Origin of the sequence: Mesorhizobium sp. B2-3-10, from assembly GCF_006442275.1 — a bacterium.
In the GTDB taxonomy this organism is placed as follows: domain Bacteria; phylum Pseudomonadota; class Alphaproteobacteria; order Rhizobiales; family Rhizobiaceae; genus Mesorhizobium; species Mesorhizobium australicum.
In genome coordinates this window covers 32,529-47,522 of record NZ_VFVT01000010.1, presented here as the reverse complement: position 1 = coordinate 47,522, position 14,994 = coordinate 32,529, and the positions used below count along the sequence as shown (strand labels likewise).

Sequence of the window (14,994 nt, the reverse complement as noted above, 5' to 3'; positions counted from 1 at the left end):
AGACGGGGAGAAAGAAGCCTGCACCAAAGCTTTCGCCAGCTTTAAACGTCGCAGGAAAGGCGCCAATGCATGCCACAGCTCCCTTCTCCCCGTCACTAAACGGGGAGAAGGTGGCGGCAGCCGGATGAGGGGCGGCGCCATGCTTTCCAAGAAACTCCTCCGTCGCGCTGCCATCGCGGTTGCCTCCCTTGCCGCCTTCTTCACGATTGCCGCCGCCACCCTCTGGCAACTCGACCGCGCCTTCCCGCCCCCGCTTCCTGAAAGGCTCACCGTCTCCACCGAAGTCCAGGACCGCGACGGCCAGCTGTTGCGCGCCTTTGCCACGCCGGACGGCTACTGGCGGCTGGAAACCCGGCTCGACCAGGTCGACAAGCAGTTCGTCGACATGCTGGTCACCTATGAGGACAAGCGCTTCTGGGACCATGACGGGGTCGACGTGCTGGCGCTGGCGCGCGCCGCCGGCCAGTTCGCAACCAGCGGCCACATCGTCTCCGGCGGCTCGACCCTGTCGATGCAGCTTGCCCGCCTGATCGAGCCACGCGAGAGCCGCAGCCTCGGCTCCAAGCTCAAGCAGATGCTGCGCGCCGTCCAGATCGAGCGGCGGTTGTCGAAGCGCGAGATCCTCGAACGCTATCTCACACTGGCGCCCTATGGCGGCAATCTGGAGGGCGTGCGCGCCGCTTCGCTCGCCTATTTCGGCAAGGAGCCAAATCGGCTCACCGTTTCCGAAGCCGCGCTTCTGGTGGCCCTCCCGCAACTGCCGGAAAAACGCCGCCCTGACCGCAACCTGCAGATCGCCCACGCAGCTCGCGACCGTGTGCTCACCCGCATGGTCTCATCAGGCCTGATCGGCGAACGCGAGGCGGCACGCGCGGCGCTTGACGATGTGTTGGGCCTGCGCCGGCGCTTGCCGGCGCTCGCCCCGCATGCCTCTTACGCGATGCTGCCCAAGGCCGTCCCCGGCCAGCCGCTCAAGCTGACGATTCGCAAAAGCGTTCAGCAAGGACTGGAACAGGTGGCCCGCGACGCCGCCACCAGGCTCGGGCCGCGTCTGTCGGTCGCCATGGTGCTGGCCGATGCCCGCACCGGCGACATTCTGGGCGAAGTCGGCTCGGCCAATTTCTTCGATTCCAGCCGTTCCGGCTGGATCGACATGACCAAGGTCGTGCGCTCGCCCGGCTCGACGCTGAAGCCGTTCATCTATGGCCTCGCCTTCGAACAGGGACTGGTGGCGCAGGAGACGCTGATCGAGGACAGCCCGGTCGATTTCAGCGGCTACAGACCCAAGAATTTCGACATGGGCTATCAGGGCGATGTCTCGATCCGCCAGGCGCTGCAATTGTCGCTCAACGTCCCGGCGATCCGGGTGCTCGACGCGGTCGGTCCGGCGCGGCTGACGGCGCGCTTCCGCCAGGCGGGCGTCAACCCAATCCTGCCGGTCAATGAGGCGCCGGGGCTGGCCATCGGGCTTGGTGGCGTCGGCGTCACGCTGCGCGACCTCGTCCAGCTCTATACGGGGCTCGCCAATGGCGGCAAGACGCACTCGCTGCGCGACGGCACCGAACCGGCCAATGCCGTGAGTTCGACCACCACCATCCTCAGCGACCAGGCCAATTGGCAGATCATCGACATCCTCTCCGGAGTAAAACCGCCGGAAGGTGCCTTGCAGCGCGGCATCGCCTACAAGACCGGAACCTCCTACGGCTACCGCGACGCCTGGTCGGTGGGCTTCGATGGCCGCTATGTGCTGGGCGTCTGGGTCGGCAGGCCCGATGCCGGCGCGGTGCCGGGCCTCTCCGGCTATGTCTCGGCCGCCCCGATCCTGTTCGAAGGCTTTGTCCGCTCGGGCCTCGCCACCGTACCGCTGCCAGGCAAACCGCCCGGTGCCTTCACACCCAAGCGCGAGGACCTGCCTGTGACGCTCGCCCGCTTCGGCGCCGGCGCGGATGGCCTGGTGCAGGCGACGCCGACCGAACCGGCGCCGAGCATCATCTTCCCGCCGGACGGCGCCCGCGTCGATCTCTCCACCAACTCGGCCGACGCCTCGCCGCTGGTGCTGAAATTGCAAGGCGGCCGCGCCCCGTTCCGCTGGCTGGCCAATGGCAAGCCCCTCATCGGCCTCGACCGCCGCCGCACCGCGACCTGGCTGCCCGACGGCGCGGGCTATTCGACGCTCACCGTCATCGACGCCGCAGGACGGGCTGCCAGTGTGAAGGTCTTCGTCCAGTGAAAGCGATCCTTGAATAGAATGCGCCAGGCGATTCAGCGCATTGGCTTTTGTGCGCTGATGATTGCCGGCTCGGCCCTGCCGGCGCCTGCCGATCCCCTCCCCGCGGGTTTCGTTCGCCTCGCCGATGTCGCCCCATCGATCCGCCAGGACATTCGCTACGCCAACGCCGACAATTTTCTGCACCGCAAGGTGAATGGCTATGACGCGCCGGTCTGCATTTTGACCCGGGAGGCCGCCGAGGCACTTTCCAGAGTCCAGCGGGCGATCGCCACCAGGGGCCTGACGCTGGTCGTCTTCGACTGCTATCGCCCTGCCCGCGCCGTTGCCGACATGGGTGAATGGACGGCCGCGGGTGGACCGCCGGACCCGCAATGGTATCCGAAGGTCAAGCGTGGCGATCTCATCGCCAAGGGCTATGTCGGCGAACTGTCCAATCATTCGCGCGGCTCGACCGTCGATGTTGCCATCGCGCCTGTCGACAGTACGCCCGTGCCGAAACCGGCCTGCGGCGCGATCGATGCCGACACCCTCGATTTCGGCACCGGCTTCGATTGTTTCGACCCGATGAGCGAGACCGCGCGTCGCCCGCTCGGCGCCAAAGCTGCGGCAAACCGAAAGCTGCTCGTCGATGCCATGCGTGCTGGCGGGTTCAAGAACTACGCGCGCGAATGGTGGCATTTTGCGCTGGCCCGCGAGCCATTTCAAAAGCAGCGCTTCGATTTCCCGGTGACCGCCGAGTAACCTGCCCAACCAGCCTTGCCCAACCAGCCTTGCCCGGCAACCGCGCATCCCTAGATAGGCCGGATGGTGGGCCGACTCCGGCGCGGAGCGACCGCGAGGAAAATATTTCTCATAACAGCGACAAGTCGTCGAAGATTTTCTTCAGGAGAACAAAAAAGGCAACATTCAATGCATCTTATTTCTATCAATTCGCTAGATTTGGCGCGGGTTCAACGGAGGCAGAAATGACCAAACCTCATTTCAGGAAACTGCTCGGCGCACTGGTCGCCACATCTATCCAGTTCGGCACGCTCGGTTTCGCATTTGCCGACACCACCATTCTCAATGTGTCCTACGATCCGACGCGCGAGCTCTACAAGGCCTATGACGAGGCCTTCGCCGCGCATTGGAAGGCGGAGACCGGCGAGACGGTGACCATCCAGCAGTCGCATGGCGGATCGGGTGCCCAGGCCCGCGCGGTGATCGATGGCCTCGACGCCGATGTGGTGACGCTGGCGCTCGAAGGCGACATCAACGCCATCGTCTCCAAGTCAAAGAAGATCAATCCAGACTGGCGCACCAAATTCGAAAACAATTCGGCGCCCTACACTTCGACGATCATCTTCCTTGTCCGCAAGGGCAATCCCAAGGGCATCCACGACTGGAACGACCTCGTCAAGGACGGCGTCCAGGTGATCACGCCCAACCCCAAAACCTCGGGCGGCGCACGCTGGAACTATCTCGCGGCCTGGGCCTATGCCAACGCCAATGATGGCGGCGATGAAGCCAAGACCAAGGACTTCGTCGGCAAGCTCTACGCCAATGCTCCCGTGCTCGACACCGGCGCGCGCGGCTCGACCGTGACCTTCGCGCAAAAAGGCCTGGGTGACGTGCTGATCGCCTGGGAAAACGACGCCTATCTGGCGCTCGACGAGTTCGGCGCCGACAATTTCGACATCGTTTATCCGCCGACCTCCATCCTGGCCGAGCCACCGGTGGCCGTGGTCGACGCCAATGTCGACGCCAAGGGCACACGCAAGGTGGCCGAGGCCTATCTGAGCTACCTCTATTCCAAGGAAGGCCAGACCATCATCGCCAAGAACCATTATAGGCCGTCCAAGCCCGAACTGGTTCCGCCCGAGGATCTCGCCAAGCTGCCGCCGATCAAGCTGATCACCATCGACGATCCGCTTTTCGGCGGCTGGAAGAAAGCGCAGCCTTATCATTTCGGCGACGGTGGTATATTCGACCAGATCTACAAGCCGGCCCAGTGAGCTAAACCTAGATCGGGACGACATGACCACAGCACCCGCGCGGGCGGGGTGGCGGTTCAGACAGCCGAGCGTCATTCCGGGTTTCGGATTGACGCTCGGCTTCTCGCTTGCCTACCTCACCCTCATCATCCTCATCCCCCTATCCGGGCTGATCTGGCGTTCGGCCGCTCTCGGCTGGGTCGATTTCTGGGCCATCGCCACCGATCGCCGCACGATCAACGCCCTTCGAATCAGCTTCGGCACGGCGTTCATCGCGGCTGTCGTCAATGTCCTCTTCGGCACGCTCGTCGCCTGGGTGCTGGTGCGCTACCGTTTTCCCGGCCGCCGCATCGTCGACGCCATGGTCGACCTGCCCTTCGCGCTGCCGACGGCGGTGGCCGGCATCGCGCTGACCACGCTTTACGCGCCGAATGGCTGGATCGGCAAATTGCTGATGCCGCTCGGCATCAAGGTCGCCTACACGCCGCTCGGCATCGTCATTGCGCTGATCTTCATCGGCCTGCCCTTCGTCGTGCGAACCGTGCAGCCGATCATGGAAGAGATCGACAAGGAAGTGGAGGAAGCCGCCGCCACCCTCGGCGCCAGCCGCTTCCAGATCATCACCCGCGTGCTCTTTCCCGGCCTGGCGCCGGCCATCATCACGGGCTTCTCGCTGGCCTTCGCGCGCGGCGTCGGCGAATACGGCTCGGTCATCTTCATCGCCGGCAACCTGCCCTACAAATCCGAGATCGCGCCGCTTCTGATCGTCATCCGGCTCGAGGAATACAATTACCCGGCGGCGACCGCGATCGCCGCGATCATGCTGGCGCTGTCGTTCATCATGCTGTTGATCGTCAATCTGGTGCAGACATGGAGCCGCAAGCGCTATGGCTGATCCCGAGATCAAATCATACGAACCGTATCATGAGAGCCGCTCGGCGGCGGTGACCGAGAGCCGGCCGGCACGCGCCGTGCTGATGGCCATCGTCTTCGTCTTTCTCGCCGTCTTCCTGCTGCTGCCGCTGATCATCGTTTTCAAGGAAGCTTTCGCCAAAGGCGTTGGCACCTACCTGCAATCGCTAAGCGATGCCGACACGCGTTCGGCGATCCGCCTGACCTTGCTGGTGGCCGCGATCTCGGTCCCGCTCAACATCGTCTTCGGCATCTCGGCCGCCTGGGCGATCGCCAAGTTCGAGTTCAAGGGCAAGGCCTTCCTGACCACGCTGATCGACCTGCCCTTCTCGGTCTCGCCGGTCATTTCGGGTCTGGTCTACGTGCTTCTCTTCGGTGCTCAAGGGTTGCTCGGCGAGTGGCTGAAGGCACATGGCATCCAGATCCTGTTCGCCGTGCCGGGCATTGTGCTGGCCACCGTCTTTGTCACCTTCCCCTTCGTCGCCCGCGAACTTATTCCGCTCATGCAGGAACAGGGCAATGGCGACGAGGAGGCGGCGCTGTCGCTTGGCGCCAATGGCTGGCAGGCCTTCTGGTACGTGACCTTGCCTAACGTCAAATGGGGCCTGCTCTACGGCGTCCTTTTGTGCAATGCGCGCGCCATGGGCGAGTTCGGCGCGGTTTCGGTGGTGTCGGGCCACATACGCGGCCTGACCAACACCATGCCGCTGCATGTCGAAATCCTCTACAACGAGTACAACGCCGTCGGCGCCTTTGCCGTTGCTTCCTTGCTTGCCGGGCTGGCGCTCGTCACGCTGGTCTTGAAAACACTGCTCGAGATGCGCTACGGCGCCGAACTCGCCGCGACGCGCGGACATTAGAAGGTTCATTGCATGGAAGTTCGCGTTGCCAACGTGCGCAAGGAGTTCGAGCGGTTTCCGGCGCTCCACGATGTCTCGCTCGACATCAAGTCGGGCGAACTGATCGCGCTGCTCGGACCGTCCGGCTCCGGCAAGACGACGCTGCTCAGGCTGATCGCCGGACTGGAGCGCCCGACGCGTGGGAAAATCTTCTTTGGTGACGAGGACGCTTCGCAGAAATCGATCCAGGAGCGCAACGTAGGCTTCGTCTTCCAGCACTACGCGCTGTTCCGCCACATGACGGTGGCCGACAATATCCGCTTCGGCCTCAAGGTGCGGCACGGGCCGACGCGGCCGTCGACCCCCGAAATCCGCCGCCGCGCCTCCGAGCTTCTCGATCTTGTCCAGCTTTCAGGGCTGGAGAAGCGCTATCCGGCGCAGCTTTCGGGCGGCCAGCGCCAGCGTGTGGCGCTCGCCCGCGCCATGGCCATCGAACCCAAGGTGCTGCTGCTCGACGAGCCGTTCGGCGCGCTCGATGCGCAGGTGCGCCGGGAACTGCGTCGCTGGCTGCGCGAAATCCATGACCGCACCGGCCACACCACCGTCTTCGTGACCCACGACCAGGAAGAGGCTTTGGAGCTTGCCGACCGCGTCGTGGTGATGAGCCAGGGGCGCATCGAACAGGTCGGCACCGCCGACGACATCTACGACACGCCGAACTCGCCTTTCGTCTACGGCTTCATCGGTGAATCCAGCTCCCTTCCCGTCAAGGTCGAGAATGGCGAGATCTGGCTGGCCGACCGTCCGATCGGATTGTCGGCGCCGCATGCGCCCGAGGGCGACGCGATGCTCTACTTCCGGCCGCATGACGTCGAACTGCTGGACGGCTGCAGCGGCTGCATCGCCGGCACCGTGGCCGCCAGCCGCCGCGTCGCCGGCACAAGGCGCGTCGAGCTCGAGATCGGCGGCGAACGCCAGCGGGTCGAGATCGAACTGCCGGTCGATCATCCGGCGGCGCAGAAGAGCCGCGTGGCGTTCCGGCCGGGGCGCTGGAAGCTGTTTCCGGCTGCGTAGCGATAGGACCGCCGTCAATCCCTATCCCGGTCGAGGGCGGCCGCCTACCCTTTCACCAGGCCTTTCAACGACAGCACCAATGTCATGGGATTTTTCGGGGAAGCCGCAAAGCCATGGCGCTCATAAAAGGCTTTCGCTTCGTCCGATATCGCATGAACAAAAATTCCGCGTATCCCGAGGATCGTCGCGGCTTGACCGGCGCGCAGGACGGCATCTTGCAGAAGCGCTGCACCCAGTCCCTTCCCTTGCCAGCCTGTGCCCACCGCGAGACGCCCGAGCACGACCATTGGAATGGGATCCGGCATGTTGCGCCGAACAATGCCGGGCGCTTCCGCCAGGTCAAGCCCGCCCGAAGACAGGCAGTAGTAGCCGACAACGCGTATGCCTTCCGCGACCACATAAGTACGAGATGCGCCATTGACCTGGTTGGCCCGCGCGCGGCGGCGAAGCCATTGGTCGAGACTTTCCGTTCCGCTTTGGAAAGGTTCGAGATCGTGGTTCTCGGCCAGCGGCGTGGGCGCCGACAGCATCAGTCCTGCCATGGCTTGGGCACGTTCATAAGACGCGCAAAACCTTCCCCGCTTGGCGGTTCATCGAGGATGTCGAGATAGTGCCGGTAACTCTCGGCATCCACCTTGATCAGTGTTTGGTCGAGGAGCGTATCCTCGGCCGCGCGGTAGGCGGCATCGATCATGAAATCGGAACGGGTTTTCCCGCGTAGCTTCGCGGCGCGGTCAATCAGTATGCGCATATCCTCGCGAATGCGCAGATTGACAGGCTTAGCGTGAGTTTCGGCTGCGGCTTTCGCCATGGAGGGCTCCTTTCCTTCACCATAACATGCCGCATACACAATGTGTATCTATTTGTCCTTTCCATTGGGAAAAGGTTGACGTGAACCGAGCTCCAATATGATGCCGCTCAAAAGAAAAACCTAGGATCAGCCTGTCTAGGAAACGGTTTTCTAGCAACGAGTGCCAAGCCCTGAATCTATGCCTCGCCGCCCCTTTGTACCCTCGCTATGCTCGAACGATAAAACATTACATCCGGAGCCATTTCATGAAGCGATTTTTCCTCGGCGTTGCCGTCGCAGCCGGCCTCATCCTCGCATCCTCCCAGGCTTGGTCGGCCGACAAGCTGCTCAACGCCTCCTATGACGTCGGCCGCGAACTCTTCGTGCAGGTCAACAAGGCCTTTATCGCCAAGCATCCGGGCGTCAGCGTCGACCAGTCCCATGCCGGCACCTCGGCGCAGGCGCGCGCCATCGCCGAAGGCCTCGGGGCCGACGTCGTCACCTTCAACCAGGTCACCGATGTCGACTTCCTGGTCAAGAAGGGCCTCGTCTCGACCGACTGGCAGAAGGATTTTCCAGACAACGCCTCGCCCTTCTATTCGCTGCCTTCGTTTCTCGTCCGCGCGGGCAATCCAAAGCACATCAAGGACTGGAGCGACCTGGTGCGCGACGACGTGCAGGTAATCTTCCCCAATCCGAAGACGTCGGGCAATGCGCGCTACACCTATCTGGCGGCCACCGCCTACGCCAAGGAAGCCTTCAAGGGCGACGACGCCAAGGTGAAGGAGTTCATCACCAAGCTGTTCAACAACGTGCCGATCTTCGACACCGGCGGGCGCGCCGCGACAACCACCTTCGTGCAGCGCGAGATCGGCGACGTGCTGATCACCTTCGAATCCGAGACGCGCGGCATCCGCAAGGAATATGGCGACGACAAGTTCGAGCAGGTCACCCCTTCGGTCAGCCTGCTGGCGGAATTCCCGGTGGCGATCGTCGACAAGGTCGCCGACGAACACGGCACGCGCGACCTGGCCAAGAGCTATCTCGACTTCCTCTATACGCCCGAGGGCCAGGGCATCGCCGCCGAGAATGGCCTGCGCGCACGCGACGCGGCTGTCGCGGCCAAATACAAGGCCGATTTTCCGGACGTGCGCCTGCTGACGGTAGAAGACGTCTTCGGCGGGTGGGACAAGGTCCAAAAAGAGCATTTCGCCGCCGGCGGCCTGCTCGACCAAGCTTATGGCAGCCGGTAAGTCTCCACGGCCCAACAATAAGATCAAGGAAAGCCGGCCCGGGGCCGGCTTTCCTTGTTTAGGCGATAAGGCAAATCCGACGCCCTCGTGCAAAACGTTACAAACAATCAACGCGTCTGTGCCAAACATGCCTTTGCAATGGCTTGTTTTCGCGAACGGCAGCGTGTGGAAGCAATGCCGTCATCATTTGCACACAAACAGCCGCCAGATGCGGGGTGGTTGGGGCTTCAACGGGTTGACTCGGGCATGCTGACGAAAAAAGGCAAATACGGCCTCAAGGCCCTCGTTCATCTTTCCAATCTTCCGGTTGGCCAATTGGCCTTCGTCAACGACATCGCCGTCGCCAACAACATCCCGAAGAAATTCCTCGACGCCATACTCGGCGAATTGCGCAACGCCGGCTTCGTCCAGAGCCGCAAGGGCAAGGAAGGCGGCTATCGCCTCGCCCGCCCCGCTTCCGAGATCAAGATCGGCCATGTCGTGCGTGTGCTGGACGGTCCGCTGGCGCCGATACCTTGCGCCAGCCGCACGCAGTACCAGCGCTGCGAGGATTGCGACGAAGCGACCTGCCAGGTCCGGCACATGATGCTGGAAGTGCGCCAGGCGATCGCCGAGGTGCTGGACAACCGCAGCCTCGCCGCCATGCGCGATGCCGACAACGACGATTTTCCGGTCGAGTTGACATCCCAGATCTAGAGCCGGGCGAATGAGGCTGTCGAGGTTCACGAAATCCCGAAAAGTCCCCCGCAAGCCATCGGCAGCCAGCTTCCGCACCGAGATCATCGCCGACGTCTTTGTCCCCGAATATGCCGAGGACGTGCGGTTCTTCAGCCGCAAGCAGCTTAACGCCGGCAAGCTCCGCCGCTTCTCCACCAGGGATCTTCGCGAAAGCCTGGCCGCCCTCTTCTACCTGGCGGTCGCGGCGGTGCTGCCGGTGCGCTGGTGGTCGCCGATCTGCGATTGGGCGTCGCGGTTTCGCCTGAAGCGTCATATGCGCAAGGATTTCCCCGGATATGCCGCCGCAACCCGCGCGGTGCTCGGCAGCGACATCGATGCGCGCAAGCTGTTCGAGGCATTGCTCGCGGCGCGCCATCGCCGCCGCATGCAGCTTGCCGCGCATCTGGTCGCCCGTCGCTGGACGCCGGCGATCCGGCTGGAAGGGCTTGAGGACTTGCAGGCCGCTTTGCAACGCGGCCATGGCGCGATCCTCTGGTGCGATCAGTTCACCGCCCAGACAATGATCGGCAAGCGCGCCATGCATGAGGCCGGCATCGAAGCGCATCAGGTCAGCGTCAACACGCATGGCGTTTCCGAGACGGCATTCGGCCAGCGCTTTCTCAATCCGCCAATGGTTCGTGTCGAGAACCGGTTCCTGAAAAGCCGGATCGTCTTCGACCGTGACGACGCCTATCAGGTCACCATCCGCATTCAGAAGATGCTGAGGCAGAACGGCGTCGTGATGATGACCAACACAATCCACGCCGGCTCGACCTTCACCGAAACCGCGCTTGGCGAAAGCGGCTGGACGCACCTTGCCTCGGCACCGGCGAATTTCGCCGCGCGCGGCAAGACGGCCCTGTTTGCGATGTCGACCTTCGAGGTCGTTCCCTTCCGGGAATATCGCGCCGTCTTGAGCCCCGAGCTGGTGCCGGCGGTACCGGCGCTCCAGGCAGCGGACACAATCAGGGACGGAGCCAAGAACATGGCCCTGCAGGCACACTACATCCTGCTCAAACGCGACCGCCTGCTGCAGGCGCTGAAAGAGTGCCCCGAGCAGATGATGTCCTGGTCGCGCCATGAGCGGTTGACGGAAGCCCAGGACGGCATCGGCATCAGCGCCGAAGAAGGCTCATGACGGGCGTATCAAGCGCATTGCCTGGGCGACGAGTTCGTCGACCGGCCGTGTCGCGTCGAGCGTCAATGCCCGCTCGTCTTGCCCCGGCGGCTCAAGGATGGCGAACTGGCTGTCCACCAGGCTTGCCGGCATGAAATGGCCCTTGCGGTTGCCAACGCGCCGCCGCGCGGTGGCGGGATCGATCTCCAGATAGAGGAAGACGATATCAGGGCAAAAACCGCGCAGGCGCTCGCGATAACCGCGCTTCAGCGCCGAGCAGGCGGCGACCACACCTTGCCGCTTGCCGATCGATGCCTGGATCTGCTCGCCGATCGCGTCGAGCCAGCCTTCGCGCAGTTGATCGGTGAGCGGCTCGCCGCGTGCCATGCGGGCGACGTTTTCGGGCGGATGCAGCCTGTCGCCCTCGATGAAGACGGCACCGAGCGCGGTGGCCAGCGCGATGCCGACGGCTGACTTGCCGCAGCCGGCGACACCCATCACCACGATGGCCGCTGGCGCCAAACCGGAAGCGCCCGTCGGCGCCTGCGCTGCGTTTTCGTCCACCGTCAGCGGCTCGCCGGTGCGCGGCCATAAAGCAGGAGCATGGCGACGATGACGACGCCATAGATGATCTGCCGTCCCGCCTCCGGCATCTGCATGACCGAGAGGATGGATTGCAACAGCGTGATCAGGATCACGCCGGCGACGGTGCCGAGATAGGAGCCGCGCCCGCCCAGGATCGAGGTGCCGCCCAGCACCACGGCTGCGATCGACGGTAGCAGATAGGCATCGCCCATCGACTGCGCCGCCTTGGAGGCGTAGCCGGCCAGCAGCACGCCGCCGAAGGCGGAGAGCCCTCCGGAGACAGCGAAGGCGATCATCACCACGCGTCTCGTGTCGATGCCGGAGAGATAGGCGGCACGCTCGCGGTTGCCGATGCCATAGACCGCGCGGCCGAAGCCGGTGCGCGTCAGCACGAACACCATCGCGATCCCTATAAGCGCCCAGATGATGACGGCGTTGGGGACGCCCGGAATGGTGAAGCCGGTGGCCAGGTAGCGCATGGCGCCGGTCGCCGAATCCTGTGGCGAGAAGCCGCCGGTATAGACCACCATCAGCCCTTGCGCGACGGCATTGGTGGCGAGCGTGATGATCATTGAGGGAATGCGCAAATAGGCCACGCCGATGCCGTTGACGATGCCGATCAGCACGCCGCAGAAGATGCCGAACGGGATCGCCAGCACCACCCCGGCCGGACCGTAGGCGGCCGCCGCGCAGGCCATCATCGCGCCCGCCGCCACCGACCACGGCACCGACAGGTCGATCTGGCCGAGCAGGATGACCAGCATCATGCCGGTGGCGATGACGCCGAGGAACGAGGCCACCTTGAGCTGCTGCAGGAGATATTCAGGCGACAGGAAGCTGCGTGAATAAAGACTGCCGACCAACAGCAGCACCACGATGCAGGCAAAGGCGGTCAGCACCGCCGGGTCGGCGCGGCGAATGAATTTCGGCATGCGGCCGGCAATGCCGCCCAAGGTCGTCTCGCTCACAGGAACCACTCCAGCCGGTTGCGGACCCGAAACAGGGCGAAGGCGCCGAGGCTGACGGCGACCAGCAGGATAACGCCCTGGAACAGCGGCTGCCAGAGCGGATCGAAGTCGAACACGAACAACAGGTCGCCAATGGTGCGGAAGGCAAGGGCGCCGAAGATGGCGCCGATGGCGCTTCCCTTGCCGCCGAACAGCGACACACCACCCAGCACGACAGCCGCGATCGAGAACAACGTGTAGGAGTTGCCGCTCGCGTAGGCAGCCTCGCCCGTATAGGTGAAGAAGGTGAGGAACAGCCCGCCGATCGCCGCCAGCAGCCCGGCCAGCGTATAGGCGGCGAACTTGCCGCGCCGGATCGGCACGCCGGACATATAGGCCGCCGTTTCCGAAGAGCCCGCCGCGTATGCCGCGCGGCCAAGGATCGAGCGGCTGAACGGCACCCAGATCACCAGCACGATGGCGAGCAGCACCACCAGGCTCGCCGGCACAAAGCCGAACACGCGGCCGGTCAGCGCGTCGGCCAGGTCCTCATTGACCGAACCGCCCGGGAAAGGTCGCAACAACAGTCCGATGCCGTAGTAGACAGCCCCGGTGGCGATGGTGGCGACGATCGGCTGCAGCCGCCCATAGATGACGATGGCGCCGTTGACGGCGCCGCACAGAAGGCCCGCCACAAGCACGGCGATGACGCCGAGCGTGGTCTGCAACGGCGTGCCTACCACCAGCCAGGATGCCAGGCAGTTGGTGAGCAGGAAGATCATGCCCACGGACAGGTCGATGCCGGAGGTGATGACGACCAGCGTCTGCGCCATGGCGACAAAGGCAAGCAGCACGCCCTTGTTCGCCGCCGTCTGCACGACATTGGCGGTGAAGCCCGCCGGGTGGTTCGAGGTGTAGATGACGAACATGACGATGAAGATGCCGAGAGCCAGCAAGGTTCCGCGCTGCTCGGCCAGCCAGTAGCGCCAGTCTTTCACACGCTTGCTCCCAGGCCCACCGGGCTCTCCTCGCCATGGATGTTGAGCGCGCTCGCTATCAGCGCCCGCTCGGTGATCTCGCCGCCGACCAGCTCGCGCTTGACGGCGCCGTCATAGAGCACCAGGACCCGGTCGCAGCAGCCGATCAGTTCGTCATAGTCGGTCGAATAGAACAGGATCGCCGCGCCCGCATCCGCCAGCTTGCGCATCAGCTGATAGATCTCCTGTTTGGTGCCGACATCGATGCCGCGTGTCGGGTCGTTGAGCAGGATGATGCGCGGCTGGCGCATCAGCCATTTGGCGATCACCACCTTCTGCTGGTTGCCGCCCGACAGCGCGCCGACCGGAATGTCAAGGCCTGCCGTCTTGATCGCCAGCAGGCCGACCATGTCGTCGATCAGCCGCTGTTCGGTGGCGCGATCGATGATGCCGCCTTTCGACAGCCGGTCAAGCGCGGCGAAGGACAGGTTCTCGCGCACCGTCATCGGCAGCATCAGTCCTTCGGTCTTGCGGTCTTCCGGGATGAGCGCCATGCCGATGCCATCCTCGCGGGCCGCCGCCGGACTGGTGATCGTCACCGGCTTGCCGTCGATCAGCACCTCGCCGGAGAGGCCGCGCAGCACACCGAAGAAGGCGAGCAGCAGTTCGCGCTGGCCTTGGCCGTCGAGCCCGCCGAGGCCGACCACCTCGCCTGCCCTGACCGTCAGCGAGATATCGTGCAGCCGGTCGGCCCAGGATAGCCTGCGCGCCTCGAGCCGGGGGGCGGCGCCAGTGGGTGCCGCCGCCGGCTTTGGCGGAAAAATATGGCTGTATTCACGGCCGATCATCAGCTCGACCACCTCGTTGTCGCTCTTCGAGCCGGCCTCGTAGCTGGCGACATTGCGGCCGTTGCGGAACACGGTGCAATGGTCGGCCAGTTCGGCGATCTCATTCATGCGGTGCGAGATGTAGAGCAGCGCCAGCCCTTCCGAGCGCAGTCGTTTCAAGACGCCGAAGATCTTCGCGACATCCGCCGCCGTCAGCGCCGAGGTCGCTTCGTCGAGGATGAGGATGCGCGGTTTTCTGGCCAGCGCCTTGGCGATCTCCACCATCTGCCGCCGTGACAGCGGCAGGTCCTTGACCAGTGCCAGCGGATGGATGTCACCGGCACCCGCGCGCGCCAGCGCGTCCTCGGCGATGCGCCGCTGCGCCTTGCGGTCGATCATGCCGAAGCGTTTGGGCGGATCGGAAATGACGATGTTGTCGGCGACGCTGAGTTCGGGGATCAGCGACAGTTCCTGGAAAATGCAGACAATGCCGGCCTTGTTCGCCGCACCCGGCGACGCGAAGGTCACCTCGCGCCCGTCCAGCATCATGCGGCCCTCGTCGGGCGCCACGACACCGGCCATGACCTTGATCAGCGTCGATTTGCCAGCCCCGTTTTCACCGAGAATGGCGTGGATGCTGCCGGCCTCGACCGTCAGTTCGGCCTTTTCCAGCGCCCGCACGCCGCCATAGCGCTTGGAAATGCCTTCCATGCGAAAGAGTGGAGCCGCACCGTCCATCAACCCTCCCAGGGC

At 64.1% G+C, this 14,994-nt stretch carries 15 protein-coding genes; 9 read left to right on the top strand and 6 right to left on the bottom strand.

All coding sequences use genetic code 11. The features are described 5' to 3' along the window. Positions 1-139: 139 nt before the first annotated feature. The 6 genes from pbpC to FJ943_RS25345 all read left to right on the top strand — a co-directional run bounded on the left by pbpC (position 140) and on the right by FJ943_RS25345 (position 7,028). The gene (gene pbpC, locus FJ943_RS25370) at positions 140-2,230 is read left to right on the top strand and encodes a penicillin-binding protein 1C (protein ID WP_246671938.1); all 2,091 of its coding nucleotides are present in this window, start codon (positions 140-142) and stop codon (positions 2,228-2,230) included. Positions 2,231-2,248: 18 nt separating this feature from the next. After that, positions 2,249-2,971 carry a M15 family metallopeptidase gene (locus tag FJ943_RS25365; RefSeq protein WP_140725998.1) on the top strand — a complete coding sequence of 241 codons (723 nt, stop codon included), beginning with the start codon at positions 2,249-2,251 and terminating at the stop codon, positions 2,969-2,971. 224 nt (positions 2,972-3,195) lie between these two features. Then, entirely contained in the window at positions 3,196-4,224 is a 1,029-nt protein-coding gene (locus FJ943_RS25360; protein ID WP_015317128.1) for a sulfate ABC transporter substrate-binding protein, read from the top strand. A 22-nt stretch (positions 4,225-4,246) separates the two neighbouring features. Next, positions 4,247-5,098: a sulfate ABC transporter permease subunit CysT gene (gene cysT / locus FJ943_RS25355; RefSeq protein ID WP_140725995.1), complete on the top strand. Its 852-nt coding sequence runs from the start codon at positions 4,247-4,249 to the stop codon at positions 5,096-5,098. Then, positions 5,091-5,975, top strand: coding sequence for a sulfate ABC transporter permease subunit CysW (gene cysW / locus FJ943_RS25350; protein WP_015317126.1), 885 nt, complete (start codon positions 5,091-5,093; stop codon positions 5,973-5,975). The genes cysT and cysW overlap by 8 nt, the downstream gene beginning before the upstream one ends. A gap of 12 nt (positions 5,976-5,987) precedes the next feature. Further along, positions 5,988-7,028: a sulfate/molybdate ABC transporter ATP-binding protein gene (locus tag FJ943_RS25345; RefSeq protein ID WP_140725993.1), complete on the top strand. Its 1,041-nt coding sequence runs from the start codon at positions 5,988-5,990 to the stop codon at positions 7,026-7,028. Positions 7,029-7,072: 44 nt separating this feature from the next. Here the strand turns inward: FJ943_RS25345 and FJ943_RS25340 are convergent, their stop codons facing one another. Then, complete coding sequence (locus tag FJ943_RS25340; protein WP_140726208.1) at positions 7,073-7,558, bottom strand: GNAT family N-acetyltransferase; 486 nt, start codon at positions 7,556-7,558, stop codon at positions 7,073-7,075. Beyond that, positions 7,558-7,839, bottom strand: coding sequence for a DUF1778 domain-containing protein (locus FJ943_RS25335; protein WP_140714495.1), 282 nt, complete (start codon positions 7,837-7,839; stop codon positions 7,558-7,560). The genes FJ943_RS25340 and FJ943_RS25335 overlap by 1 nt, the downstream gene beginning before the upstream one ends. A 245-nt stretch (positions 7,840-8,084) precedes the next feature. Between FJ943_RS25335 and FJ943_RS25330 the strand changes: the two genes are divergently transcribed. The 3 genes from FJ943_RS25330 (at position 8,085) to FJ943_RS25320 (ending at position 10,926) form a co-directional block, all read left to right on the top strand. Further along, positions 8,085-9,071: a sulfate ABC transporter substrate-binding protein gene (locus FJ943_RS25330; RefSeq protein ID WP_140725990.1), complete on the top strand. Its 987-nt coding sequence runs from the start codon at positions 8,085-8,087 to the stop codon at positions 9,069-9,071. Between the two features lie 246 nt (positions 9,072-9,317). Next, positions 9,318-9,767: an Rrf2 family transcriptional regulator gene (locus tag FJ943_RS25325; protein ID WP_023769580.1), complete on the top strand. Its 450-nt coding sequence runs from the start codon at positions 9,318-9,320 to the stop codon at positions 9,765-9,767. Between the two features lie 10 nt (positions 9,768-9,777). Next, complete coding sequence (locus FJ943_RS25320) at positions 9,778-10,926, top strand: hypothetical protein (RefSeq protein WP_140725988.1); 1,149 nt, start codon at positions 9,778-9,780, stop codon at positions 10,924-10,926. Here FJ943_RS25320 and FJ943_RS25315 read toward each other — a convergent pair. From FJ943_RS25315 to FJ943_RS25300, 4 genes are read right to left on the bottom strand one after another with little or no spacing between them, the layout of a single operon-like run. After that, positions 10,921-11,469, bottom strand: a complete 549-nt coding sequence (locus FJ943_RS25315; RefSeq protein ID WP_140714487.1) for a gluconokinase — start codon at positions 11,467-11,469, stop codon at positions 10,921-10,923. The genes FJ943_RS25320 and FJ943_RS25315 overlap by 6 nt on opposite strands. 2 nt (positions 11,470-11,471) lie before the next feature. After that, positions 11,472-12,458, bottom strand: a complete 987-nt coding sequence (locus FJ943_RS25310) for an ABC transporter permease (protein ID WP_015317118.1) — start codon at positions 12,456-12,458, stop codon at positions 11,472-11,474. Beyond that, the gene (locus tag FJ943_RS25305; RefSeq protein WP_015317117.1) at positions 12,455-13,435 is read right to left on the bottom strand and encodes an ABC transporter permease; all 981 of its coding nucleotides are present in this window, start codon (positions 13,433-13,435) and stop codon (positions 12,455-12,457) included. Before FJ943_RS25305 ends, FJ943_RS25310 begins: the two co-directional genes overlap by 4 nt. Continuing rightward, positions 13,432-14,979 (bottom strand): sugar ABC transporter ATP-binding protein, encoded by a 1,548-nt coding sequence (locus FJ943_RS25300; protein WP_140725985.1) that lies wholly within the window; start codon positions 14,977-14,979, stop codon positions 13,432-13,434. The genes FJ943_RS25305 and FJ943_RS25300 overlap by 4 nt, the downstream gene beginning before the upstream one ends. Positions 14,980-14,994: the final 15 nt, after the last annotated feature.

Excerpts from the sequence above, each read along its gene's own strand:
- FJ943_RS25300 (WP_140725985.1), bottom strand. The coding sequence starts at position 14,979 with ATGGACGGTGCGGCTCCACTCTTTCGCATGGAAGGCATTTCCAAGCGC.
- FJ943_RS25340 (WP_140726208.1), bottom strand. The coding sequence starts at position 7,558 with ATGCTGTCGGCGCCCACGCCGCTGGCCGAGAACCACGATCTCGAACCT.
- FJ943_RS25320 (WP_140725988.1), top strand. The coding sequence starts at position 9,778 with ATGAGGCTGTCGAGGTTCACGAAATCCCGAAAAGTCCCCCGCAAGCCA.
- FJ943_RS25325 (WP_023769580.1), top strand. The coding sequence starts at position 9,318 with ATGCTGACGAAAAAAGGCAAATACGGCCTCAAGGCCCTCGTTCATCTT.
- FJ943_RS25335 (WP_140714495.1), bottom strand. The coding sequence starts at position 7,839 with ATGGCGAAAGCCGCAGCCGAAACTCACGCTAAGCCTGTCAATCTGCGC.
- FJ943_RS25360 (WP_015317128.1), top strand. The coding sequence starts at position 3,196 with ATGACCAAACCTCATTTCAGGAAACTGCTCGGCGCACTGGTCGCCACA.
- cysT (WP_140725995.1), top strand. The coding sequence starts at position 4,247 with ATGACCACAGCACCCGCGCGGGCGGGGTGGCGGTTCAGACAGCCGAGC.
- FJ943_RS25345 (WP_140725993.1), top strand. The coding sequence starts at position 5,988 with ATGGAAGTTCGCGTTGCCAACGTGCGCAAGGAGTTCGAGCGGTTTCCG.
- FJ943_RS25365 (WP_140725998.1), top strand. The coding sequence starts at position 2,249 with ATGCGCCAGGCGATTCAGCGCATTGGCTTTTGTGCGCTGATGATTGCC.
- cysW (WP_015317126.1), top strand. The coding sequence starts at position 5,091 with ATGGCTGATCCCGAGATCAAATCATACGAACCGTATCATGAGAGCCGC.
- pbpC (WP_246671938.1), top strand. The coding sequence starts at position 140 with ATGCTTTCCAAGAAACTCCTCCGTCGCGCTGCCATCGCGGTTGCCTCC.
- FJ943_RS25330 (WP_140725990.1), top strand. The coding sequence starts at position 8,085 with ATGAAGCGATTTTTCCTCGGCGTTGCCGTCGCAGCCGGCCTCATCCTC.